General features: G+C 70.5%; 14 protein-coding genes. 8 read left to right on the top strand and 6 right to left on the bottom strand.

The window, feature by feature from the left end:
* Positions 1 to 19 precede the first annotated feature (19 nt).
* The 3 genes from ACWCPI_RS16555 to ACWCPI_RS16545 all read left to right on the top strand — a co-directional run bounded on the left by ACWCPI_RS16555 (position 20) and on the right by ACWCPI_RS16545 (position 3,105).
* Positions 20 to 1,150, top strand: coding sequence for a ComF family protein (locus ACWCPI_RS16555; RefSeq protein WP_451038769.1), 1,131 nt, complete (start codon positions 20 to 22; stop codon positions 1,148 to 1,150).
* 314 nt (positions 1,151 to 1,464) lie between these two features.
* Positions 1,465 to 2,157 (top strand): ribosome hibernation-promoting factor, HPF/YfiA family, encoded by a 693-nt coding sequence (gene hpf / locus ACWCPI_RS16550; RefSeq protein WP_388812923.1) that lies wholly within the window; start codon positions 1,465 to 1,467, stop codon positions 2,155 to 2,157.
* Between the two features lie 201 nt (positions 2,158 to 2,358).
* Positions 2,359 to 3,105: a response regulator gene (locus tag ACWCPI_RS16545; RefSeq protein WP_451038768.1), complete on the top strand. Its 747-nt coding sequence runs from the start codon at positions 2,359 to 2,361 to the stop codon at positions 3,103 to 3,105.
* Between the two features lie 31 nt (positions 3,106 to 3,136).
* On the opposite strand, the gene ACWCPI_RS16540 is transcribed toward ACWCPI_RS16545, so the two are convergent.
* Together ACWCPI_RS16540 and ACWCPI_RS16535 are read right to left on the bottom strand one after the other, a co-directional pair.
* The gene (locus ACWCPI_RS16540; RefSeq protein ID WP_451038767.1) at positions 3,137 to 4,339 is read right to left on the bottom strand and encodes a winged helix-turn-helix domain-containing protein; all 1,203 of its coding nucleotides are present in this window, start codon (positions 4,337 to 4,339) and stop codon (positions 3,137 to 3,139) included.
* A 114-nt stretch (positions 4,340 to 4,453) separates the two neighbouring features.
* Positions 4,454 to 5,053: a GNAT family N-acetyltransferase gene (locus ACWCPI_RS16535; protein WP_451038766.1), complete on the bottom strand. Its 600-nt coding sequence runs from the start codon at positions 5,051 to 5,053 to the stop codon at positions 4,454 to 4,456.
* 288 nt (positions 5,054 to 5,341) lie between these two features.
* On the opposite strand from ACWCPI_RS16535, the gene secA reads away from it, so the two are divergent.
* The gene (secA, locus tag ACWCPI_RS16530) at positions 5,342 to 8,161 is read left to right on the top strand and encodes a preprotein translocase subunit SecA (protein WP_451038765.1); all 2,820 of its coding nucleotides are present in this window, start codon (positions 5,342 to 5,344) and stop codon (positions 8,159 to 8,161) included.
* 285 nt (positions 8,162 to 8,446) lie between these two features.
* On the opposite strand, the gene ACWCPI_RS16525 is transcribed toward secA, so the two are convergent.
* Complete coding sequence (locus ACWCPI_RS16525; protein WP_451038764.1) at positions 8,447 to 9,067, bottom strand: Rv3235 family protein; 621 nt, start codon at positions 9,065 to 9,067, stop codon at positions 8,447 to 8,449.
* 328 nt (positions 9,068 to 9,395) lie between these two features.
* On the opposite strand from ACWCPI_RS16525, the gene ACWCPI_RS16520 reads away from it, so the two are divergent.
* Both ACWCPI_RS16520 and ACWCPI_RS16515 read left to right on the top strand, forming a co-directional pair.
* Positions 9,396 to 9,911: a DUF6912 family protein gene (locus tag ACWCPI_RS16520; protein ID WP_451038763.1), complete on the top strand. Its 516-nt coding sequence runs from the start codon at positions 9,396 to 9,398 to the stop codon at positions 9,909 to 9,911.
* 295 nt (positions 9,912 to 10,206) lie between these two features.
* Complete coding sequence (locus ACWCPI_RS16515) at positions 10,207 to 10,872, top strand: HAD family hydrolase (RefSeq protein ID WP_451038762.1); 666 nt, start codon at positions 10,207 to 10,209, stop codon at positions 10,870 to 10,872.
* A gap of 145 nt (positions 10,873 to 11,017) precedes the next feature.
* Here the strand turns inward: ACWCPI_RS16515 and ACWCPI_RS16510 are convergent, their stop codons facing one another.
* On the bottom strand, positions 11,018 to 11,584 hold the full coding sequence (locus ACWCPI_RS16510) for a DJ-1/PfpI family protein (RefSeq protein WP_388812897.1): 567 nt from the start codon (positions 11,582 to 11,584) through the stop codon (positions 11,018 to 11,020).
* A 769-nt stretch (positions 11,585 to 12,353) separates the two neighbouring features.
* On the opposite strand from ACWCPI_RS16510, the gene ACWCPI_RS16505 reads away from it, so the two are divergent.
* The gene (locus tag ACWCPI_RS16505; protein ID WP_451038761.1) at positions 12,354 to 17,291 is read left to right on the top strand and encodes an NAD-glutamate dehydrogenase; all 4,938 of its coding nucleotides are present in this window, start codon (positions 12,354 to 12,356) and stop codon (positions 17,289 to 17,291) included.
* A gap of 144 nt (positions 17,292 to 17,435) precedes the next feature.
* On the top strand, positions 17,436 to 18,908 hold the full coding sequence (locus tag ACWCPI_RS16500) for a hypothetical protein (RefSeq protein WP_451038798.1): 1,473 nt from the start codon (positions 17,436 to 17,438) through the stop codon (positions 18,906 to 18,908).
* 49 nt (positions 18,909 to 18,957) lie between these two features.
* On the opposite strand, the gene ACWCPI_RS16495 is transcribed toward ACWCPI_RS16500, so the two are convergent.
* Both ACWCPI_RS16495 and ACWCPI_RS16490 read right to left on the bottom strand, forming a co-directional pair.
* On the bottom strand, positions 18,958 to 20,619 hold the full coding sequence (locus ACWCPI_RS16495) for a glycosyltransferase family 2 protein (protein WP_451038760.1): 1,662 nt from the start codon (positions 20,617 to 20,619) through the stop codon (positions 18,958 to 18,960).
* Positions 20,616 to 22,835 (bottom strand): CDP-glycerol glycerophosphotransferase family protein, encoded by a 2,220-nt coding sequence (locus ACWCPI_RS16490; protein ID WP_451038797.1) that lies wholly within the window; start codon positions 22,833 to 22,835, stop codon positions 20,616 to 20,618. Before ACWCPI_RS16490 ends, ACWCPI_RS16495 begins: the two co-directional genes overlap by 4 nt.
* Between the last annotated feature and the right edge of the window lie 101 nt (positions 22,836 to 22,936).

The raw sequence follows: 22,936 nt of genomic DNA, 5'->3' as shown, positions 1-22,936 counted from the left end.
CCTTGGCACAGTGGTGGGCATGCGGGGGTGGTGGCAGGACTTCACCGACCTGGTGCTGCCGGCCGAGTGCGGAGGCTGTGGAATGCCTCGCACGGTGCTCTGCCAAGGGTGCCGTGCCGTCCTGAGCGGGACCGCACCGAGCCGGGTGCGACCGGTGCCGGAGCCCGGCGGGCTGCCGGTCGTGTACGCGGCCGCCCGGTACACGAACGAGGCACGGGCGGCGCTATTGGCTCACAAGGAACGGGGTGTGCTGGCGCTGGCGGCGCCGCTCGGGACGGCTCTGGCGGGAGCCGTGCGGGCGGGGCTCCTGGAGGCCTGTGCGGGCGGGAGAGGGGCCTCGGTGCCGGCTGCAGGGGCCCGGGACGTCCGGACGCGGGGGGATGAGGCGTGGCGATTCGGGAGTGCCGGTGCTCCTGTGCTCCTCGTACCCGTTCCGTCCGCACCAGCGGCGGTGCGGGCGCGTGGGCACGATCCTGCCCGTCGGATCGCACTCGCGGCAGCGGGTGATCTACGGCGGGCCGGAACGCCGGCGCGTGTGCTCGCCGTGCTGCGACAGCGGCGGGCGGTGGCCGATCAGTCGGGGCTCAACTCCCGTCAGCGGCTGGACAATCTCAGGGGCGCGCTGACGGTGGCTCCCGGAGGGATCCGGCTGCTCGCGGAAGGTCCGGTCGTGCTCGTCGACGACCTGATGACGACGGGCGCGTCGCTTGCGGAGGCGGCGCGTGCCGTGCGAGCGGGCCTGGCGCAAGGGGCCGGTTCCTCCGGCCCCGGACGGGCGGGCAGGCGCGGCCGTGCGGCGGAGGTGGCGTACGGCAGGGCGGTGCCGCCGGCCCGGCGTCGGAGAAGGGCAGGGCGCGCAGCGGACGAGGGCGCGGCGGGAGAGGTGAACGTGTGCGGCCGAACGGTGGAGGAGGTGGGCGCGTACGGACGGGTGACCGCGGAGTCCGACGGGCAGGTCGAAGGGGCAACCGCTGTGTACTCGGCGGGAACTCGGGAAAGCACAGGGGAACAGAGACCTGGATCGACGGAGGACGTGGTGCGGCGGACGCAGGGGATGCCGGGATTCCCGGGTGCCGATCGGGTCGGTCACCTGATCTGCGCGGCCGTGGTCGCTGCCCCGCCGGATTCATTCGAAATAAACCGGAACTGACTGCGAACTTGCATCGTTGCAGGTTACGAGAGGGTCAATTCACCTGAACGGAGGTACGCCGCAGTAGAGGGTGACGACATCCGTCCGGGCGAGATATGTTCGGTTGTGAGGGAAAGGCGCAGGCCATCCCCGCCATATCCGAATGCCGCGCCGTGGTTTTGTGCAAACACCCGCGGCGATGGGGTGGAGATCTTGCCCATGGGGGAGGAGGAGGTGGAAGTCACCGAGTCCGAGGTTCCGGGGATCACCGGAGCCTGGTGCAAAAGGGAGATGCTCCGCCGATGGAGCGGAGCGATCCGGGAACGGAGTTCTGCGTGGACATCGTCGTCAAGGGCCGCAAGACCGAGGTGCCCGAGCGGTTCCGCAAGCACGTGGCCGAGAAGCTGAAGCTGGAGAAGATCCAGAGGCTCGATGCCAAGGTGATCAGCCTCGACGTCGAGGTGTCCAAGGAGCCCAACCCCCGACAGGCCGACCGCAGTGACCGAGTGGAGATCACGCTCCGCTCCCGCGGTCCGGTGATCCGGGCGGAGGCAGCGGCCAGCGATCCGTACGCGGCGCTCGACCTCGCGGCGGAGAAGCTGGATGCCCGGCTGCGCAAGCAGCACGACAAGCGTTTCTCGCGCCGAGGCGCACGCCGGCTGACGGCGGCTGAGGTCCCCGACCACGTTCCGGGCGCGGCGACGCTCAACGGCAACGGCCACACCGTGCAGGAGGAAGAGCCGGACGGGATTCCCACCAAGAAGATCGGCTCGCTGGAAGTCAAGGGTGAAGGCCCCCTCGTCGTACGCGAGAAGACACATGTCGCCTCCCCGATGACCCTTGACCAGGCCCTCTACGAGATGGAACTGGTCGGGCACGACTTCTACCTGTTCGTCGACTCCGAGACCAAGGAACCGAGTGTCGTCTACCGGCGGCACGCCTACGACTACGGCGTCATCCACCTCAGCACGGACCCGATGGTCACCCAGGCGCAGCCCACCGCGGCAGGTGGCACGCTGGGCGGCTGACCCATCCGGCTGACAGCGGAGTCGGTGCCCCTGGAGCGCGTGTGCGCCCCCAGGGGCACCGGCGTGCGACCACTTCGCGCCCCGCTCGTCACCGTAGGGTCGGCCGGGCATGAAATCATGGCCGCACCGGCCCAACCGTTGGGCCGGTGCCTTGGGTTGGCGATGGCACAGGACCAGCCACAGCCTTCAGGGGGAGGAACGATGGCGGACAGCTTCGGACCGATGCGGGACGAGGATGCCGACAGTGATGTCGTCGGCATGGGCCCGGAGAAGGGCTCTCCACGCAAGGAACCGATCAGAGTCCTCGTCGTCGACGACCACGCCCTCTTCCGTCGTGGACTGGAGATCGTGCTCGCGGCCGAGGAGGACATCCAGGTCGTGGGTGAGGCGGGCGACGGCGCGGAGGCCGTCGACAAGGCCGCCGACCTGTTGCCGGACATCATCCTGATGGACGTTCGCATGCCGAAGCGGGGCGGGATCGAGGCCTGCACCTCCATCAAGGAGGTGGCCCCCAGCGCGAAGATCATCATGCTCACGATCAGCGACGAGGAGGCCGACCTCTACGACGCGATCAAGGCGGGCGCGACCGGCTATCTCCTCAAGGAGATCTCCACGGACGAGGTGGCCACGGCCATCCGTGCGGTCGCCGACGGGCAGTCGCAGATCAGCCCGTCCATGGCGTCGAAGCTGCTCACCGAGTTCAAGTCGATGATCCAGCGCACGGACGAACGTCGGCTCGTGCCCGCGCCGCGGCTGACGGACCGTGAGCTGGAGGTCCTCAAGCTCGTCGCCACGGGAATGAACAACCGCGATATCGCCAAGGAGTTGTTCATCTCCGAGAACACCGTGAAGAACCACGTCCGCAACATCCTGGAGAAACTGCAGCTGCACTCCAGGATGGAGGCCGTGGTCTACGCAATGCGGGAGAAGATCCTCGAAATCCGCTGAGGGCCCTCGCGGGCCCAGCCGGGACTTCGGGTCAGGCCGAGGTGCGCGTGAGTTCCTGGGTGAGCGGCTCGCGCAACTCGGGTGCATCGACCCGCTCCACACGTACGTCCGTGCAGTCCACCCAGCCCGCCGCCTCGACCAGGGCCTGGGCCACTGCCGGGACCGCCTTGGGGCCGTCCAGCGTCACCTGCTTGGCCACCAGCGTGCGGCCCTCGCGGGCCGGGTCCACGCGGCCGACGAGGCGGCCGCCGGCCAGGACCGGCATCGCGAAGTAGCCGTAGACCCGCTTCGGCTTGGGGACGTAGGCCTCCAAGCGGTGAGTGAAGCCGAAGATCCGTTCCGTGCGTGCCCGTTCCCAGATCAGTGAGTCGAACGGGGACAGCAGCGTCGTACGGTGGCGGCCTCGGGGAAGCGTCTCCAAGGCCTCGGGGGCGGCCCAGGCGGGCTTGCCCCAGCCCTCGACCGTGACCGGGACCAGGCCGGAGTCGGCGATCACCGCGTCCACCTGCTCGCCCTTGAGCCGGTGGTAGTCGGCGATGTCCGCGCGCGTGCCGACACCGAGGGACTGACCGGCCAGGCGGACCAGGCGGCGCAGGCACTCGGTGTCGTCCAACTCGTCGTGCAGCAGCGCCTCGGGGATGGCCCGCTCGGCGAGGTCGTAGACGCGCTTCCAGCCGCGGCGCTCCACACAGACCACCTCGCCGTGCATGAGGGCGCGTTCGACGGCGACCTTCGAGCCCGACCAGTCCCACCACTCGCTGGTCCTCTTCGCGCCGCCCAGCTCGGTCGCGGTCAGGGGGCCCTCGGCGCGGAGCTGCTTGATGACCTGGTCGTAGGCGCCGTCGGGGAGTTGGTGGTTCCAGTGAGGGCGGTTGCGGTAGGCGCGGCGGCGGAACGCGAAGTGCGGCCACTCCTCGACGGGGAGGATGCAGGCCGCGTGGGACCAGTACTCGAAGGCGTGCGGCCGCGGCTTCGAAGTGCCGTCGGTGGATGCGGGCGTCCAGTAGGCGTCCTCGACCGCCTTGCGGCCCACCGCCCCCAGGCGCGCGTACGGGATGAGCTCGTGGGAGCGGGCCAGGACCGAGATGGTGTCGAGCTGGACCGCGCCGAGATGACGGAGTATGCCGCGCACGCCGCCCTTGCGGTCGGGTGTGCCGAGCAGGCCTTGAGCGCGTAGGGCGATGCGGCGGGCTTCGTCCGCGGAGAGATCGTTCGTGGGGCGCGGGGTCGTCATGGGTCGGACGATAGGCGGTGGCACTGACAATGGGGAGTGAGCTGGGGATCAGGGAAGCCGTGGGGGCGCGGGCGGGACGCTTGCCCGTCGGAGGCCGCGGTCGCGACGCCGGGCTCAGGCTTCGGCACCCGGCCGGCCGGACGAGAGCCGGGCGGGCAGATAGGGCGCTGTGGACGGGAGGCCCAGGTCCGACGGAAGCAGCGAACCCACCCAGCAGTCACGGCGTACGCCCTCGTTGACCACGGCCGAGCGGAGGGTGCCTTCCAGGGTGAAGCCGGCGCGGACCGCCACTGCCCGGGACGGGGTGTTGCCGACCTCCGCGCGCCATTCCACGCGGTCGATCGCAAGACGGACGAAGGCCCAGCGGGACGCGGTGAGGACGGCCTCGGTGATGTAGCCGTTGCCGCGGTGTTGCTTCGTGCCCCAGAAACCGATCTCCGCCCCGCTCAGGGAACGCATCGTGAGGTTGAGCATGCCGACCAGGCCCTGCCCTTCGAGAAGGAAGAGGCCCCAGGTGAACATCGAGCCGTCACTCCAGCCCTCGGGAACCAGGTGGTGCGTGAAGCTCTGGACGTGCTCGTACAGGTAGGGCGAGGGGAGCGTGGTCCAGCGCTGGATGTCGGGGTCCTGGACGGCCTCGTACACCGCGTCGGTGTCCTGCGGGCCGACCGTGCGCATCAGGAGGCGGTCGGTGGTGAGCGTGACGGGTTCCATCGGCCGATTCTGCTGGGGGCTCCAGGAACGGCGCCATCCTTCGACGACGTGGGCGAGCGGTGCGGTGAGTGAGTGGGGGATCGCGTTTCGCACAATTCGTTCGCCGAACGCGGCACCATCAGCGACCCCCGGCCGTTGTCCCCTTCGAGGGAGATTTGAAGCAGTGAACGGTCGGCGTCCCCGGCAGGCTCCCGACGTGGCAGGGTCCTCGCATACGATGGCCGTTGCTCAGTCAAGTCAAATGGAAACCGACCGTCCCAGGCCCGACCGGCAAGGAGACCAACCCCCGTGTCCGTCCTCTCGAAGATCATGCGTGCAGGCGAAGGCAAGATCCTGCGCAAGCTGCACCGCATCGCGGACCAGGTCAACTCCATCGAAGAGGACTTCGTCGACCTCTCCGACGCCGAGCTGCGAGCCCTGACCGATGAGTACAAGCAGCGCTACGCCGACGGCGAGAGCCTGGACGACCTGCTGCCCGAGGCCTTCGCCACCGTCCGCGAGGCCGCCAAGCGCGTTCTCGGACAGCGGCACTACGACGTCCAGCTGATGGGTGGCGCCGCCCTTCACCTCGGTTACGTCGCCGAGATGAAGACCGGTGAGGGCAAGACCCTGGTCGGCACGCTGCCCGCTTATCTGAACGCCCTTTCCGGCGACGGCGTCCACCTCATCACGGTCAACGACTACCTGGCCGAGCGCGACTCCGAGATGATGGGCCGCGTCCACAAGTTCCTGGGCCTGTCCGTCGGCTGCATCCTCGCCAACATGACGCCGGCGCAGCGCCGTGAGCAGTACAGCTGCGACATCACTTACGGAACGAACAACGAGTTCGGCTTCGACTACCTCCGCGACAACATGGCCTGGTCCAAGGACGAGCTCGTCCAGCGCGGCCACAACTTCGCCATCGTCGACGAAGTGGACTCCATTCTCGTCGACGAGGCCCGTACGCCGCTGATCATCTCCGGCCCGGCCGACCAGGCCACCAAGTGGTACGGCGACTTCGCCAAGCTGGTCACCCGCCTCAAGCGCGGTGAGGCCGGCAACCCCCTCAAGGGCATCGAGGAGACCGGCGACTACGACGTCGACGAGAAGAAGCGCACGGTCGCCATCCACGAGTCCGGTGTCGGCAAGGTCGAGGACTGGCTGGGCATCGACAACCTCTACGAGTCGGTGAACACGCCGCTCGTCGGCTACCTGAACAACGCCATCAAGGCGAAGGAACTGTTCAAGAAGGACAAGGACTACGTCGTCATCGACGGCGAGGTCATGATCGTCGACGAGCACACCGGCCGTATCCTCGCCGGCCGCCGCTACAACGAGGGCATGCACCAGGCGATCGAGGCGAAGGAAGGGGTGGACATCAAGGACGAGAACCAGACGCTCGCCACGATCACCCTCCAGAACTTCTTCCGCCTCTACGACAAGCTCTCGGGCATGACCGGTACGGCGATGACCGAGGCCGCCGAGTTCCACCAGATCTACAAGCTCGGCGTGGTCCCGATCCCGACCAACAAGCCGATGATCCGCAAGGACCAGTCGGACCTGATCTACCGCACCGAGGTCGCCAAGTTCGACGCGGTCGTCGACGACATCGCCGAGAAGCACGAGAAGGGTCAGCCGATCCTGGTCGGCACGACGTCGGTCGAGAAGTCGGAGTACCTGTCGCAGCAGCTGAGCAAGCGCGGCATCCAGCACGAGGTGCTGAACGCGAAGCAGCACGACCGTGAGGCGACCATCGTCGCGCAGGCCGGCCGCAAGGGCGCCGTGACGGTGGCCACCAACATGGCCGGCCGTGGTACGGACATCAAGCTCGGCGGCAACCCCGAGGACCTCGCCGAGGCCGAGCTGCGCCAGCGTGGCCTCGACCCCGAGGAGCACATCGAGGAGTGGGCGGCGGCGCTGCCGGCCGCCCTGGAGCGGGCCGAGGCGGCGGTCAAGGCCGAGAAGGAAGAGGTCGAGTCGCTCGGCGGCCTGTACGTGCTCGGTACCGAGCGGCACGAGTCGCGCCGTATCGACAATCAGCTGCGCGGTCGTTCCGGCCGTCAGGGCGACCCCGGTGAGTCCCGCTTCTACCTCTCCCTGGGCGACGACCTGATGCGGCTGTTCAAGGCCCAGATGGTCGAGCGCGTGATGTCGATGGCGAACGTCCCGGACGATGTGCCGATCGAGAACAAGATGGTGACGCGCGCGATCGCGTCGGCCCAGTCGCAGGTCGAGCAGCAGAACTTCGAGACCCGTAAGAACGTTCTGAAGTACGACGAGGTCCTCAACCGCCAGCGTGAGGTCATCTACGGCGAGCGGCGCCGCGTCCTGGAGGGCGAGGACCTGCATGAGCAGGTGCAGCACTTCATGGACGACACGATCGACGCCTACGTCGGCGCGGAGACCGCCGAGGGCTTCGCCGAGGAGTGGGACCTGGACCGGCTGTGGGGCGCCTTCAGGCAGCTCTACCCGGTGAAGGTCACCATCGAGGAGCTGGAGGAGGCGGCCGGTGACCGGGCCGGGCTGACCGCCGAGTTCATCGCCGAGTCCATCAAGGACGACATCCACGAGCAGTACGCGCAGCGTGAGGCGCAGCTCGGCTCCGAGATCATGCGTGAGCTGGAGCGCCGGGTCGTCCTGTCGGTGCTGGACCGCAAGTGGCGCGAGCACCTCTACGAGATGGACTACCTCCAGGAGGGCATCGGCCTGCGCGCCATGGCGCAGAAGGACCCGTTGGTCGAGTACCAGCGCGAGGGCTTCGACATGTTCACCGCGATGATGGAGGGCATCAAGGAGGAGTCCGTCGGCTACCTGTTCAACCTGGAGGTCCAGGTCGAGCAGCAGGTCGAGGAGGTCCCCGTCGAGGACGCCAAGCCGGTGGCCGACCTGGAGAAGAAGGATGCGGTGCCGGCGCAGGCGGGCGCGCGTCCCGAGATCCGGGCCAAGGGGCTCGAGGCACCGCGCCGTCCGGACCGGCTGCACTTCACCGCCCCCAAGGTGGACGGCGAGGGCGACATCGTCGAGGGCGACTTCGACAACGGCGACGAGCCGGTGCGTTCGGAGGCCGACGGCCTCACGCGTGCGGAGCGCCGCAAGCAGTCGCGTGGCGGGCGCCGCCGCAAGAAGTAGCGCCGGCGAGTACCGCGCGGGCGTGTGACGCCGTCGAGGCGGACGGCGTGGCGTTGCCTGCGCACTGCGGTAGTGGCTGGAGGGCCGGGTCCCCTGTTTGGGGGCCCGGCCTTTGGTCTGCGCGGGCCGCGGCTGCGGACCATGGCTGGGGGCTGAGGCCTGTGAGCGGCGATCAGCGGGTGCGGTCCGTCGACCGTGCGGTCGGTCGGCGCAGTCAGGCCCGGTCTGCGCCCGGCGGCGTCAGCGGTCCACGGGCGGGTTGCTGCGGCGGACCGCGGCGCGGTGTCAGGCGCCGTTCGAGGAGGGCCCGCGGCGACCGCCCAGTTCCACCGCCGTGCAGCGCCAGCGCAGGTCCAGGCCCTGCTCCAGGCGGAATGCCATGGCGCGCAGCTGGTCCCCGGCGCCGATGCGGGCGAAGGCCTCGATGGCGCCCGGCCGGGGCTCGAAGTAGCCGATGTCGCGGACGACGGGCCGGGTGCCGCGGGCGCGCAGGGGGCCGCGTTCCGCGAGCCGGGCGAGTTCGTCGTAGGCGCGGCCGGCGGTGTGGCGGAGCATCGAATGGACGGGGCGCTGGCCGCTCAGGACGAGGAGCAGGCGGTCGGCGAAGACATCGGTGGGGCGGGGCGGGGGAAGGGGGCCGCGGGGCGCCCTGGAGGGGACGGCGTGGGTCCGGCTCGCTGAGGGCTGCGGGACGCGCTGCGCGACGGCTGGACGGGCGTGGGGCGCGTGGAGCGCGCCTTGCGGGGTGCCGGTACCCGCCCGGTCCGCTCCGGTGGACGCTGCGGCCTTGGACGCGCCGCCGCTCGGACCGCGCGGTGGGGTGGCGCCGGGGCGGCGGGTGTCGCGACGGCTGGGTGGGCGGTTGCCGGGGCGGTGCTGGGCGGCCCTGGTCATGACCTTGTTCATGGAGTCCCCGTTCGTCGAGCCCGGTTGATACCGGTCGGTAACTTCGTGTTCGGTGATCTTGTACGGGGTTCGGGGGGCCGTCGGCAAGGAAGTCGGGAGCCGGGCCGAGCGGCCGGAAACTTCACTTATCCGGGTGATCGAGGGGCTCGGAGGGCCGTGACGGCGGGGGTGCACCGGGTGAGTTCGTGGACCGGGGTGGACGCCGGAGGGGGTGGCGGTGGGGACTCGAAAGGGGACACCCGCACGTATCCTGAAGGCCCTCCGGGGAGGTGCGGAACCGTCCTTTCCGGGTCCTTGCGGAGCCACACGAACACGAAAGCGGTCAGCCATGCGCGTCTACGTCCCCCTGACCCTCCCCGGCCTCGCCGAGGCGTACAAGACGGGCGAGCTGGGGACCGGGCCGCTCGTCGCGTACGCCGTCACGCCCGGGTTGCGCGAGTGGTATCTCTCCGACGACATCGAGGAGTTGGAGTACGCGGCGCTGAACCGGGCCGCGCTGGCCTCCCTGCGGCTGCTGGCGGCGGACGCGACGGCCGTCCGGCGCCGGGTCGTGGTCGCGGTCGACGTGCCCGACGGGGCGGCGGTCACCGATCCGGACCGCGGGTTGGATCCGGCCGCGTTGGGCGAGGTGCGGATCGACGGCGGCGTGGCGCTGGCGAAGGCGGCCTCCGTGCACGTCGACTCCGATGACGCGGAGGCGGATGTGGCGTCGGCGGCCGCGGCGCTGGAGGCGGCGGACGGCGGGGACGACGACGCCCAGTTCGTCGTGGACGGGGCTGACGACCACGAGCTGCTGTGGTTCGCGACCCAGGAGATCCCGAATCTGGTGGGGCCGCTGGACTGAGGCGGGCCCGAGCCGACCGGGGGTGTGGTGCGCCTGGCGGCGATGCCGTATGCCTGCCGACGCTGACGCGTGCCTGCCACCTCTGCCGTGTGCCAGGCGAGCTTGCGTGTGCCTGCCACCTCTGCCGTATGCCTGCCCGAGCTTGCGTGTGCCTGCCACAGCTGCCCCATACCTGCCCGAGCTTGCGCGTGCCTGCCGCTGCTGCCGTACGCCCGGCAGTGGTCTCGTGAGCCCGCCGGTCGCCTGTGACCTGCTGTTCTCTTGATTGTCAGTGGAGCCGGGTACGGTTCTTGGCATGGGGAAGCAGGCAGGGGCGCACATTGTCTGGGACTGGAACGGCACGCTGTTCCACGACATTGACGCGATCATCGGGGCGACGAACGCGGCCTTCGCCGACCTGGGACTTCAGCCGATCACGATCGAGCAGTACCGGACGCTCTACTGCGTGCCGGTGCCGAAGTTCTACGAACGGCTGCTGGGGCGGCTGCCGACGGACGCCGAGTGGGCGGTCATGGACGAGACGTTCCACCGGTACTACACCGAGCACCGGGTGACGTGCGGGCTCACCGAGGGTGTCGCGGAGCTGCTGGTGGCGTGGCGGGCGGCGGGGCGCAGCCAGTCGCTCCTGAGCATGTACGGGCATGACGAACTCGTCCCGCTGGTAAGGGGGTTCGGGATCGAGGAGCACTTCATACGGGTCGACGGGCGGACCGGGCCGTCCGGGGGCAGCAAGGTCGAGCACATGGTGCGGCACATCGAGGCGCTGGTGAGCGTGGATCCCACTCGCACGGTGGTGATCGGGGACGCCGCCGACGACGCGGTGGCGGCGCTGCATGTGGGTGCGCGGGCCGTGCTCTACACCGGGGGATCGCACGGCCGGGCGAGCCTTGAGGAGGTGGGCGTGCCGGTGGTGGACACGCTGGAGGAGGCGGTCGCGGAGGCCGAGCGGTTGGCGGCGTAGCGGCACGGACGGCCCGGCGGCGGGCCGGCGGACACGCGGGGTCCGGCCCCGAGGCCGGGCACGACGGTGACATGCCCGGCGGCGAGGCCGGCGGTGCCGCGAGGGGCGAGCCGGCGGCCCGATCAGGACGCCGGCGTCGTGGACGTCATGTCACCGGTGCCTTCGCCCGGAGCACCGTGAGGAACTCGCGCATCCAGCTGGAGTGGTCCGGCCAGGCGCGCGAGGAGACCAGGGTGCCGTCGACCACGGCTTCGGCGTCCTGGAACGTGGCCCCCGCGGCCTGCATGTCGAGTTCCAGCGCGGGGTAGGCGGTGACGCGGCGGCCCCGGAGGCCGTCGATCGCCGCGGTGAGCAAGGGGCCGTGGCAGATCTGGGCGACCGGCTTGTCGGCGTCGAAGAACGACTTGAGGATCTTGCGGAGTTCGGGGTCGTTGCGGAGGTACTCGGGGGCGCGGCCGCCGGGGATGACGACGGCGGCGTAGTCGCCGGGGTCGACCTCCGAGAAGGCGAGGTCGGCGGGCCAGGTGTACCCGGGTTTCTCGGTGTACGTGTCGAAGCCGGGCTCGAAGTCGTGGACGACGAACTGGAGCTTCTTGCGGGCGGGGGCCGCGATGTGGACGTCGTAGCCCTCTTCGCGGAGGCGCTGGTAGGGGTAGAGGACCTCCAGTGACTCCGCGGCGTCACCGGTGATGATGAGGATCTTCGCTGTCATGTCGGGTGCGCTCCTCCTTGTTGGCCGTGTCCGCCTCTTGATCGTGGATCGCCTCTGGATCGTCGTTCGCCTCTTGGCCGTCCTTCCTCGGTCGTGGTCTCCGTCTTCGTCGGGCCTCAGGGCAACGTGCCTCGGGGGTGGCGTCTTGCCAAGGGGGCGGGGGCAGCTCGGGGCTGCTGTTGCCCGGTGGGGTCGTTCTACCGCTGTTTTCGGCCAGTAGGTCACGCCGGGCGGCGTGCTTTCGGGGCCGTCCACGGGCCGAGTCCCGCCTCGGCCCCACCTCCCAGGCTCCTCCTCGGCGCCCGGACGTCGCCAGTTACGCCCTCACCGCCCGCTTTGCCCCTGTGCAGAACGTCAAAGTTCCACCCCTGGTTTTGTACACATACGGCTCATGACGGGGCCCCTGTAAGGAGCGATAGCCTTAGTGGCGTGATCAGCGCGATAGTTCGCGGGGGCACCGGAGCCCCCGCCCTGCGCCCGGAGAGCACGGACCACATCCGTGACCGGGCGGCGGTCGCTGGTCTTCGCGGGCGGGAGGGGAGCGAAAGGGCTCCCCGGACGCCATCCACAGCCTGTGCCCCAGCGTCGCGGAGAGCGGCGTCACACCCCGTGGGCAGCTCAAGATTGGCTCATATACCCCCGCTCATCTCCCCTCGCGGCATAGCGTCGAAGCAGACCGGACACCCCGCGTCGCGGCGTCACGTCCGCGAGGAAGAGACCGCACTTCCATCAACGTCACGCAACGGCGCGCGACAGGAGCCAGAGGACAATGCAGACCAAGCTGGACGAAGCCAAGGCCGAGCTGCTCGAGAGGGCCGCCCGGGTAGCTGAGAACAGCCCGGTCGGGGGGTACCTACCGACCGGGAAGACGGACGAGAGCACGCCCGGCACCCCGGACCACGAAACCGTGCTCGCGTTCCTCCAGCGCTACTACCTGCACACCGCACCGGAGGACCTCACCGACCGCGACCCGGTCGACATCTTCGGAGCCGCCTTCTCGCACTACCGTCTGGCCGAGAACCGCCCGCAGGGCACGGCCAACGTGCGGGTGCACACGCCCACCGTGGAGGAGAACGGCTGGACCTGCAGCCACTCGGTCGTCGAGGTCGTCACCGACGACATGCCCTTCCTGGTGGACTCCGTCACCAACGAGCTGACCCGGCAGGGGCGGGGGATCCATGTGGTCATCCACCCGCAGGTCTTCGTCCGCCGCGACCTCACCGGCAAGCTGGTCGAGGTGCTTCCCGCGCCGCCCGCCGGTGATCTGCCGCACGACACGCACGCCGAGTCCTGGATCCACGTCGAGATCGACCGTGAGACCGACCGCGCGGACCTCAAGCAGATCACCGCCGACCTGCTGCGCGTGCTGTCCGACGTCCGTGAGGCCGTCGAGGACTGGAGCAAGATGCGCGACGCGGCCCTGCGCATGGCCGACGAGCTGCCGCGGGAGCCCACGTCCGATCTGCGTGAGCAGGAGATCGAGGAGGCCCGCGAGCTGCTGCGCTGGCTGGCCGACGACCACTTCACCTTCCTCGGCTACCGCGAGTACGAACTGCGCGGCGACGACTCGCTGGCCGCCGTGCCGGGCACCGGACTCGGCATCCTGCGCTCCGACCCGCACCACGCCGAGGACGAGAATCACCCGGTCAGCCCCTCCTTCGAACGGCTGCCCGCCGACGCCCGTGCCAAGGCGCGCGAACACAAGCTCCTCATCCTCACCAAGGCGAACAGCCGGGCGACCGTGCACCGGCCGTCGTACCTCGACTACGTCGGCGTCAAGAAGTTCGACGAGAACGGCGAGGTCATCGGCGAGCGGCGCTTCCTGGGCCTGTTCTCGTCCGCCGCCTACACCGAGTCCGTCCGGCGCGTCCCGGTCATCCGGCGCAAGGTGGAGGAGGTGCTGGAGGTCGCCGGGTTCTCTCCCCACAGCCACGACGGGCGCGACCTGCTCCAGATCCTGGAGACGTACCCGCGCGACGAGCTCTTCCAGACCCCGGTCCCCGAGCTCCAGCGCATCGCCACCTCCGTCCTGTACCTGCAGGAACGCCGCCGCCTGCGGCTCTACCTGCGGCAGGACGAATACGGCCGCTACTACTCCGCGCTCGTCTACCTCCCCCGCGACCGCTACACCACCGGCGTGCGGCTGCGGATCATCGACATCCTCAAGGAGGAGCTCGGCGGCACCAGCGTCGACTTCACGGCCTGGAACACCGAGTCGATCCTCTCCCGGCTGCACTTCGTCGTCCGCGTCCCGCAGGGCACCGAGCTGCCGCAGCTGTCCGACTCCGACAAGGAGCGCATCGAGGCCCGCCTCGTCGAGGCCGCGCGTTCCTGGGCCGACGGCTTCGCCGACGCGCTGAACGCCGAACTCGGCGAGGAGCGCGCCGCCGAGCTGCTGCGCCGCTACCACAACGCCTTCCCCGAGGGCTACAAGGCCGACCACAGCCCCCGCTCCGCGGTCTCCGACCTCGTCCACCTGGAACAGCTCACCGAGGAGAACAACTTCTCGCTGAGCCTGTACGAGCCGGTCGGCGCCGCCCCCGAGGAGCGCCGGTTCAAGATCTACCGCAAGGGCGCGGCGGTCTCCCTGTCCGCCGTGCTGCCGGTCCTCAGCCGGCTCGGCGTCGAGGTCGTCGACGAGCGTCCGTACGAGCTGCGCTGCTCCGACCGCAGCGTCGCCTGGATCTACGACTTCGGCCTGCGCATCCCCAAGCCGACCGGCGGCGCCGGCGACTACCTCGGCGACGACGCGCGCGAGCGCTTCTCGGAGGCCTTCGCCGCGACCTGGACCGGCAGGGCGGAGAACGACGGCTTCAACGCACTCGTGCTGGGCGCCGGGCTGACCTGGCGGCAGGCCATGGTGCTGCGCGCCTACGCCAAGTACCTGCGGCAGGCGGGCTCCACCTTCTCGCAGGACTACATGGAGGACACCCTCCGCAACAACGTCCACACCACTCGCCTCCTCGTCTCCCTGTTCGAGGCGCGGATGTCGCCCGACCGTCAGCGCGCGGGGCGCGAGATCGTGGACGCCCTGCTGGAAGAGGTCGACGCGGCGCTCGACCAGGTCGCCAGCCTCGACGAGGACCGGATCCTCAGGTCCTTCCTCACCGTCATCAAGGCGACCCTGCGCACGAACTTCTTCCAGGAGGCGGCCGACGGCAGGCCGCACGAGTACGTCTCCATGAAGTTCGACCCGCAGGCCATCCCCGACCTGCCGGCGCCCCGCCCGGCGTACGAGATCTGGGTCTACTCGCCGCGTGTCGAGGGCGTGCACCTGCGCTTCGGCAAGGTCGCGCGCGGAGGACTGCGCTGGTCCGACCGGCGTGAGGACTTCCGCACCGAGATCCTCGGCCTGGTCAAGGCGCAGATGGTGAAGAACACCGTCATCGTGCCGGTCGGCGCCAAGGGCGGCTTCGTCGCCAAGCAGCTGCCGGACCCGAGCGTGGACCGGGACGCCTGGCTGGCCGAGGGCGTGGCCTCGTACAAGACGTTCATCTCGGCGCTGCTCGACATCACCGACAACATGGTCGCCGGCGAGGTCGTCCCGCCGCGGGACGTCGTCCGCCACGACGAGGACGACACCTACCTCGTCGTCGCCGCCGACAAGGGCACCGCGACCTTCTCCGACATCGCCAACGGGGTCGCCGAGCAGTACAACTTCTGGCTCGGCGACGCCTTCGCCTCCGGCGGCTCGGCCGGCTACGACCACAAGGGCATGGGCATCACCGCCCGCGGTGCCTGGGAGTCGGTCAAGCGGCACTTCCGCGAGCTGGGCGTGGACACGCAGAGCGAGGACTTCACGGTCGTCGGCATCGGCGACATGTCCGGTGACGTGTTCGGCAACGGCATGCTGCTCTCCGAGCACATCCGCCTGGTCGCCGCCTTCGACCACCGGCACATCTTCATCGACCCGAACCCGGACGCGGCCACCTCCTACGCCGAGCGCCGCCGCCTGTTCGAGCTGCCGCGCTCCAGCTGGGAGGACTACGACACCGAGCTGCTGTCGGCAGGCGGCGGCGTCTTCCCGCGCAGCGCCAAGGCCATCCCGGTCAACGCGCACATCCGCGAGGCCCTCGGCATCGAGGGCAAGGTCACCAAGATGACGCCGGCCGACCTGATGAAGGCGATCCTGCAGTCGCCGGTGGACCTGCTGTGGAACGGCGGCATCGGTACGTACGTGAAGGCGTCGACCGAGTCCCACGCGGACGTCGGCGACAAGGCGAACGACCCGATCCGGGTCGACGGCGCCGACCTGCGCGTCAAGGTCGTCGGCGAGGGCGGCAACCTGGGCCTGACCCAGCTCGGCCGGATCGAGTTCGCGCTGCACGGCGGCCGGATCAACACCGATGCCATCGACAACAGCGCGGGCGTGGACACCTCCGACCACGAGGTGAACATCAAGATCCTGCTCAACGGCCTGGTCGCGGACGGCGACATGACCGTCAAGCAGCGCAACAAGCTGCTCGCCGAGATGACCGATGAGGTCGGGCGGCTGGTGCTGCGCAACAACTACGCCCAGAACACGGCGATCGCCAACGCGCTCGCACAGTCGGGCGCCATGCTCCACGCCCAGCAGCGCTTCATGAAGCACCTGGTCAGGGAGGGCCACCTGGACCGGGCGCTGGAGTTCCTGCCCACCGACCGCCAGATCCGCGAACGCCTCGCCGCCGGCCACGGCCTGACCGGGCCGGAGACGGCCGTCCTGATGGCGTACACGAAGATCACGGTCGCCGAGGAGCTGCTGCACACCTCGCTGCCCGACGACCCGTACCTGAGCACGCTGCTGCACGCGTACTTCCCGTCCGCGCTGCGCGAGCAGTTCCCGGAGCACCTCGTCAGCCACCCGCTGCGCCGGGAGATCACCACGACCGTGCTGGTCAACGACACGGTCAACACGGGCGGTACGACGTATCTGCACCGGTTGCGCGAGGAGACCGGCGCCTCGCTGGAGGAGATCGTCCGGGCGCAGACCGCGGCCCGCGCGATCTTCCGCTCGGCGGCCGTGTGGGACGGCGTGGAGACGCTCGACAACAAGGTCGAGGCGGACGTCCAGACCCGGATCCGGCTGCACTCCCGCCGCCTCGTCGAACGCGGCACGCGCTGGCTGCTCAACAACCGGCCGCAGCCGCTGGCGCTCGCCGACACCGTCGACTTCTTCGCCGACCGCGTCGAGCAGGTCTGGTCGCAGCTGCCGAAGCTGCTCAAGGGCGCGGACCTGGAGTGGTACCAGCAGATCTACGACGAGCTGACCGGCGCCGGCGTCACCACCGAGCTGGCCACCCGGGTCGCAGGCTTCTCCTCGGCCTTCCCGACGCTGGACATCGTCTCGGTGGCCGATCGCATGGGCAAGGACGCGATGGACGTCGCCGAGGTCTACTACGACCTCGCCGACCGGCTGCGCATCACGCAGCTCATGGACCGCATCAGCGAGCTGCCCCGCGCCGACCGCTGGCAGTCCATGGCCCGTGCCTCCATCCGCGAGGACCTCTACGCCGCCCACGCGGCCCTGACCTCGGACGTCCTGGCGGCCGGCAACGGCAGCGCGACGCCCGAACAGCGCTTCAAGGCGTGGGAGGAGAAGAACGCGGCGATCCTGGGGCGGGCGCGGACGACCCTGGAGGAGATCCAGGGGTCGGAGGCCTTCGACCTGGCCAACCTGTCGGTCGCGATGCGGACGATGCGGACGCTGCTGCGGCAGCACTCGTAGGCGGTATGCGCAGGCAGTGTGCAGGCAGTACGCGTAGGCGTTCCTCATAGACCGTACGCGGAGCAGGGCGCCCCGGGCTGGAGACAGCTCGGGGCGCTCGCGCGTTCAGGACAAAACGGGAATTACAGTGCTCGGGTGAGCACGATGCGGGCCGCGCTGCGGAGGACGACGGTGGTTCCGCTGCTCGGCGCGGCCCTGGTCGTCCTGCTGCTGCTCCTGGTGATCGTCCGACTGCCATGGGCCGGTGACCTCGGGATGCACGCGGCGACCGTGGAGCGCCTGCGGCACGATCCGGCCGACCCCGGCAATCCGCTGGTCGACGCGGACACACCGAGTCCGTACTACTCGCCGTGGATGCTGGTGCTCGGTTGCCTGGCCCGGGTGAGCGGGGCGTCGGTCTTCGTCGTCCTGCGCGTCGGCGCGGTGGTCGGGCTCGCGCTGCTCGTCAGCGGGGTGTGGCGGTACGTGCGGACGCTGAGCGCCCGTCGGGGCGCGCCGGCGGTGGCCGTGTTGTGCCTGGTGTTCCTGTGGGGGACCTCGCAGTTCGCGTGGAGCGGGTTCCTCGGGCTGAACTCGCTGGCGTTGACGGTGTCGTATCCGAGTGTCTTCGCGCTGGGGCTGGCCTTTCACCTCTGGGCCTGGCTGGCGGCCGCGGTGCGGGCGGTGGCCGGGTGGGGTGTGTGGGTCGGGCTCGGGGCTCTGTGGGCGGTGGTGCTGCTGTGCCATCAGTTCTCGGGAGTGGTGGCCACCCTGGGGGCACTGGCCACGGTGGTCGCCGCGCGGCCCGCACGGGCGGTACGGCTGCGGCTGGCAGCTGCGTCGGCGGTGGGCGTACTGGCGGGGGCGGTGGTCCTGCGGGCGTGGCCGTACTACGACTTCTTCGCGCTGGTCGGGGCGGGCGGCGACCTGGAGTCGGTACATCGGGCGCTGTACCGGGACCTGGTGGCGCGGTACTGGCTGGTGCTGCTGGGGGTGGCGGCCCTGGCGCTGCGGTGGTGGCGGGACCGGCTGGATCCGTTGGTGCTGTTCTTCGTGCTGGGGGCGGCGGTCGTGGCGCTGGGCTGGGTGAGCGGGCACTACTCGTGGGGCCGGGCGTTGCCCGCGGTGGTGATTCCGGCGCAGGTCGCCGCCGCGTTGGAGGCGGCCGAGGGGTGGCGGGCCCGGCGGCAGACGTGGGCCGGGGTGCTGGCCGGGGCGTTGGCCGTGGGGGCCTGGACGCAGATCGGGACGGTCGGGTACGTCGTGCCGCGGGGGGCGTTGCCGGAGGCGGTCGCGGCGAAGTACCGGGAGCCGTGGGTGGGGTACCACTGGGTCACGCCGTGGGTGAAGTACGGGGACGTGGTCATGGCGCGGACGTTTCCGGCACGGCAGCTCCCGGCGTACGGGGCGTACACCGTGGCGCCCGGGTATCCCGACTTCTTCCTGCCGGACGAGGCGCTGCGGGAGGCCGCCGTACGACGGTACTTCGCGGCGGGGACGACGGAGGGCGTGCGGCGGGCGATCGTGGAGGCGTACGGGGTGCGGTGGGTCGTGGACCGGGGCGGGGTGCGGGATCCGGGGTTGCGGGTGGTGGCCTTCGGGCCGGGTGGGCAGGCGCTGTACCAGGTGGTGCGGTGAGGCAGGGCGTGTCGTTCGGATCAGGCCGGCATGGGCCGCACGGCAGGTCCTAGCGAAGGGCGCTCCTCACCAGGCGCACCACCCGCTTCACCCGTGGGCGGGCCAGGCGGCGGGCCAGGGGGTGGAGCACCTTCGCCGTCAGGCCCAGGGGCTGCCAGCGGATCTGGAGGCGGCCGGGGCCGCGGCCCTCCGGTTCGATGGTCACGCGATGGGGGGCCGTGCCCGAGTGGTAGTTGATGCGGGTCGTCAGCGACGGGAAGGACAGGGGAGCCAGGAGCACGGCCGTATGGCGCAGGCCCTGGTGTTCGAGGCGGAGCAACGGGTGGCGCACGCCCGCGAAGCCGTGGTGAGGGACGGGTGCCGAGGTCAGGTCCAGGTGGACCTGGCCTTCGAAGATGCCGGGGCTGACCGGGGACAGACGGAAGGGGACCGTGAGACGGCGTCGTCCCGGCGTGAGGAGGAGGCCGGCGCGGTGGGGGCCGACGGGCAGGCGCAGCCCGGGATCGTAGGTGCGGATCGTGAGGTCGATCGAGGCGCCGGGGCCGCGGGTGAATTCCGTGATCTCGTGACGGAACTGGGCGCTGCGGAACGGCCGGGTGTCCAACTCCAGGTCGGACAGCTCCAGTTCACGGCGAGCCCAGTCGGTTGCCGGGATGCCGTCGCCCCAGAAGGTGTGCCCGTACCCGTCCGGTGTCACCTGCCTCGGCGCCACCGCGCGGCCCAGGCCCCGCGCCGCCAGCCGGGCGTCGCAGAAGCGGCGTTCGCGCACCAGCTGCAGGACCACCCGTTCCGTACGGGGCAGTCGGGCGTAGGCGGCGGGGGAGAGGGTGTCGAGGTACGGGGTCACGATGTCCGCGAAGGACGTCAGCCAGGTGTCGTCCCGGTACGGCAGGTCCCCGGCGTACATCCGGAAGTCGTGCTTGAGGAACTTGTAGTCCTTGTCCTCGCGCAGCGCTCCGTGCCCGCTCTCGACGAGGAAGTCGTCGATGAGGCGCTGGACGTGGACGCGGTCGCGGACGTTGTCCAGCCGGTGGCGCTGGTTGGAGATCGACGCCGCTTCCACGGCCGCGTGGGGCGCGACATACCAGCGGTACACCGGCTCCGGGACGATCGTGAACTCCTTGGCCAGACAGTACGCCTGCGTCGTGAACAGCTGGTCCTCGTAGTGGATCCCCTCGGGGAACCGCAGGTCGTGGCGGTCCAGGAAGGCACGGGCGTACATCTTGCTCGTCGACAGGTGCTCGAACAGCAGCCGGGGCTCGGACTCGATGCCCAGCACCGTGCGGCGCTCGGCGACCAGGTGCGGCATCCACTTCGTACGGCGGCCGCTGTCCTCCCGGATCCGCACCACCGCGCCCATCGCGAAGTCGATCTCCCGGTCCCGGTGGGCCGCCAGCAGCAGTTCCACGGCGTTGTCCGCGAGTTCGTCGTCACTGTCCAGGAACATGACGTACGGCGCTCCGGCGATCTCCAGGGCCCGGTTGCGCGGAGCGCTGCACCCACCGCTGTTCTCCGGCAGGCGCAGGTAGCGGATGCGGGGGTCCCGGGACGCCAACTCGCGTGCCACCTCAGGCGTCTTGTCCGTCGAGTGGTCGTCGCTGATGATGATCTCGATGGCGGCGTGGGTCTGCCGGCGCACCGACTCCACGGCCCGGGGCAGGCGTTCGGCGTCGTTGTAGACGATGACCGTCACCGTGACGTCCGCGGTCATACGGCCTCCCTCGGGCTCGGCGCCGGGGTACGTCGCTCCAGCGGGACCACCGGCGGCAGGGCGTCCTCGCTCTCGCCCAGGAACACGCGGCGTACGACCCGCTCGGCGGCGTGTCCGTCGTCGAACTCGCAGAAACGGCGCCGGAAGGCGGCCCGCGCCTTCGCCGCGCCCTCGTCGCGCCAGGCCTCGGTGGTGAGGATCTCCGTCAGTTCCCGCTGGCTGCGGGCCACCTGGCCCGGAGGCTCGGCCATCAGGTCGAAGTAGACGCCGCGGGTGGAGCGGTAGGTCTCCCAGTCGTCGGCGTACACGACGATCGGGCGGTCGAGGTTGGCGTAGTCGAACATGATGGACGAGTAGTCCGTGACCAGCGCGTCCGCGGCCAGGGACAGGTCCTCGACCGGGTCGTAGGCGGAGACGTCGATGACTCGGCCGGTGCGGCGCAGCGCGGTCAGCGGGGACGGTGTGCCGTCGTAGAAGTAGTGGCCGCGGATCAGCAGCACCGTGTCCTCACCGAGCTGGTCGGCGAGGGTGGCGAGATCGAGGCGGGGGGTCCAGCCGGCCTCGTAGTCGCGGTGCGTGGGGGCGTACAGGATCGCGCGGTGCGTCGGCGGGATGCCCAGGCGGTCCCGGACGGCGCGGATGTCGGCGGCGGTGGCCGAGTAGAACACGTCGTTGCGTGGATAGCCGTAGTCGAGGGAGACGAAACGGGAGGGGTACGCGCGTTCCCACATGCGGGTGGAGTGGCTGTTCGCGGAGACGCTGTAGTCCCATCTGTCGATCCGGGCGAGGAGGGCCTGGAAGTCGAGGCCCTTGGCGGCGGCCGGGAACTCCATCTGATCCACGCCCATCCGCTTGAGCGGGGTGCCGTGGTGGGTCTGGAGGTGGACCGCGTCCGGGCGCTTCACGATCGCGTTCGGGAAGTTGACGTTGTTGACCAGGTACTTCGCCGTTGCCATGACCTCGCGGTAGCGGCGGGTGCCGGGGATCACATGATCCGTGTGGGGCGGCAGGAGGGAGGCGTTCTCCGGTGCCACCACCCACACCGGGTGGATCTGCGGGGCGAGTTCGGTGAGCTTGGCCGCGATCGCCGCCGGGTTGCAGGCCACTCCGCGGTTCCAGTACGCCGCGAAGACGGCCAGGCCGGGATCGACCGGGCGGGACAGCGCCTTGCGGTAATGGTGGTCACCGAGAGCGGCGCCGACCTGGCGCCCCCGGGCGCGTACGGCCGCCTTCGTGGCGCGGCGTGCGCGGTTGGCGGCCTGGAAGGCGCGGTACCTGGTGTACGCGTTCTCCTCCAGGAGGGCACGGCGGATGCCCTCGGGCCCGGCGGGGCGCCGGTACTCGGGCGGGCGATGCCGTACCGCCGCTTCCGAGGCCCGGCGGAAGAACTCCCTGGCCGCGGCGTCCGGCATGGTCGTGCGGGCGAAGGTGCGCAGGCAGTCGCGGACCATGACGTCGTACAGGACGGTGTGGGGAGCGGGGCCGGTGGCGGGGGTGGCGGGGGCACGGTCGCGGGCGAGGGCGAGGAGCGCTTCATAGCGGTCGACGAGGGCGCGGTGCTCCTCGGGGGTGACGGGCGGAAGGCTCTCGGGGCGCAGCTCGTGGCTGTCGTACGCCACCTGGTTCAGGGCGGCGATGTGGTCGGCGAGGAGGAGGGCGGCGTAGGCCGCGAAGGGCTCGTCGGGGGTGGTGAGTTCGGCTTCGTGCGCCCGCCAGAAGGTGGTGCGCAGCGCCCGGTTGCCCAGGATCGGGGTGACCCGCAGCGCGGTGCGGGCGAGGGCGTCGAGGGGGTGGGCGGCTCGGCCGGAGCGAGCCAGGCGGGGTCCGTCGTCGGAGGGGAGGGCCGCGGTCTCCCAGGTGGAGCGGACGTGGTCGAACAGGAGGACGTCCACCTCGCCGGGCAGGTCCGCGACCCGTTCGGCGACCATGCGCGGGGCGCCGACCGGCAGGCCGTCCTTGGCGTGCACGAAGTGCAGCCAGCGGCCGGTGGCCCGGGCCGCCCCCGCCGACCGTGCCGCGGCGTCGTCCGTCCCGTCCGGCAGCGGCAGCACCAGCATCTCGGGCGCGTAGGCCCGGGCCGTCTCCTGGGCCCAGGCACCGACCGCCACCACGATCACCTCGACGCCGGTGTGCGGGTGCGCGGCCAGGGAGGCGAGGAGTCCGGTCAGGCGGTCCTGGGTGTTCGGCCCGTGGACGACGACGCTCAGTTCGGGCATCGCGGGGTCGGGCATCGCGGCCTCTCCTTCACCTCGTCATCGCGCCGGGGACGCTCTGTCCGGTTGGGACCCGGCCTAGAACATAGTGACACCAATGGGGT

This window comes from Streptomyces sp. NPDC001920 (assembly GCF_053594495.1).
Note: the sequence above shows the minus strand (reverse complement) of the source record. Positions and strands in the feature narration are given on the sequence as shown.

What these genes read in the sequence shown, in the direction of transcription:
- ACWCPI_RS16555 (WP_451038769.1), top strand. Translation starts at nt 20, where the DNA reads ATGCGGGGGTGGTGGCAGGACTTCACCGACCTGGTGCTGCCGGCCGAG.
- ACWCPI_RS16545 (WP_451038768.1), top strand. Translation starts at nt 2,359, where the DNA reads ATGGCGGACAGCTTCGGACCGATGCGGGACGAGGATGCCGACAGTGAT.
- ACWCPI_RS16540 (WP_451038767.1), bottom strand. Translation starts at nt 4,339, where the DNA reads ATGACGACCCCGCGCCCCACGAACGATCTCTCCGCGGACGAAGCCCGC.
- ACWCPI_RS16535 (WP_451038766.1), bottom strand. Translation starts at nt 5,053, where the DNA reads ATGGAACCCGTCACGCTCACCACCGACCGCCTCCTGATGCGCACGGTC.
- ACWCPI_RS16525 (WP_451038764.1), bottom strand. Translation starts at nt 9,067, where the DNA reads ATGAACAAGGTCATGACCAGGGCCGCCCAGCACCGCCCCGGCAACCGC.
- ACWCPI_RS16520 (WP_451038763.1), top strand. Translation starts at nt 9,396, where the DNA reads ATGCGCGTCTACGTCCCCCTGACCCTCCCCGGCCTCGCCGAGGCGTAC.
- ACWCPI_RS16515 (WP_451038762.1), top strand. Translation starts at nt 10,207, where the DNA reads ATGGGGAAGCAGGCAGGGGCGCACATTGTCTGGGACTGGAACGGCACG.
- ACWCPI_RS16510 (WP_388812897.1), bottom strand. Translation starts at nt 11,584, where the DNA reads ATGACAGCGAAGATCCTCATCATCACCGGTGACGCCGCGGAGTCACTG.
- ACWCPI_RS16505 (WP_451038761.1), top strand. Translation starts at nt 12,354, where the DNA reads ATGCAGACCAAGCTGGACGAAGCCAAGGCCGAGCTGCTCGAGAGGGCC.
- ACWCPI_RS16500 (WP_451038798.1), top strand. Translation starts at nt 17,436, where the DNA reads ATGCGGGCCGCGCTGCGGAGGACGACGGTGGTTCCGCTGCTCGGCGCG.
- ACWCPI_RS16495 (WP_451038760.1), bottom strand. Translation starts at nt 20,619, where the DNA reads ATGACCGCGGACGTCACGGTGACGGTCATCGTCTACAACGACGCCGAA.
- ACWCPI_RS16490 (WP_451038797.1), bottom strand. Translation starts at nt 22,835, where the DNA reads ATGCCCGAACTGAGCGTCGTCGTCCACGGGCCGAACACCCAGGACCGC.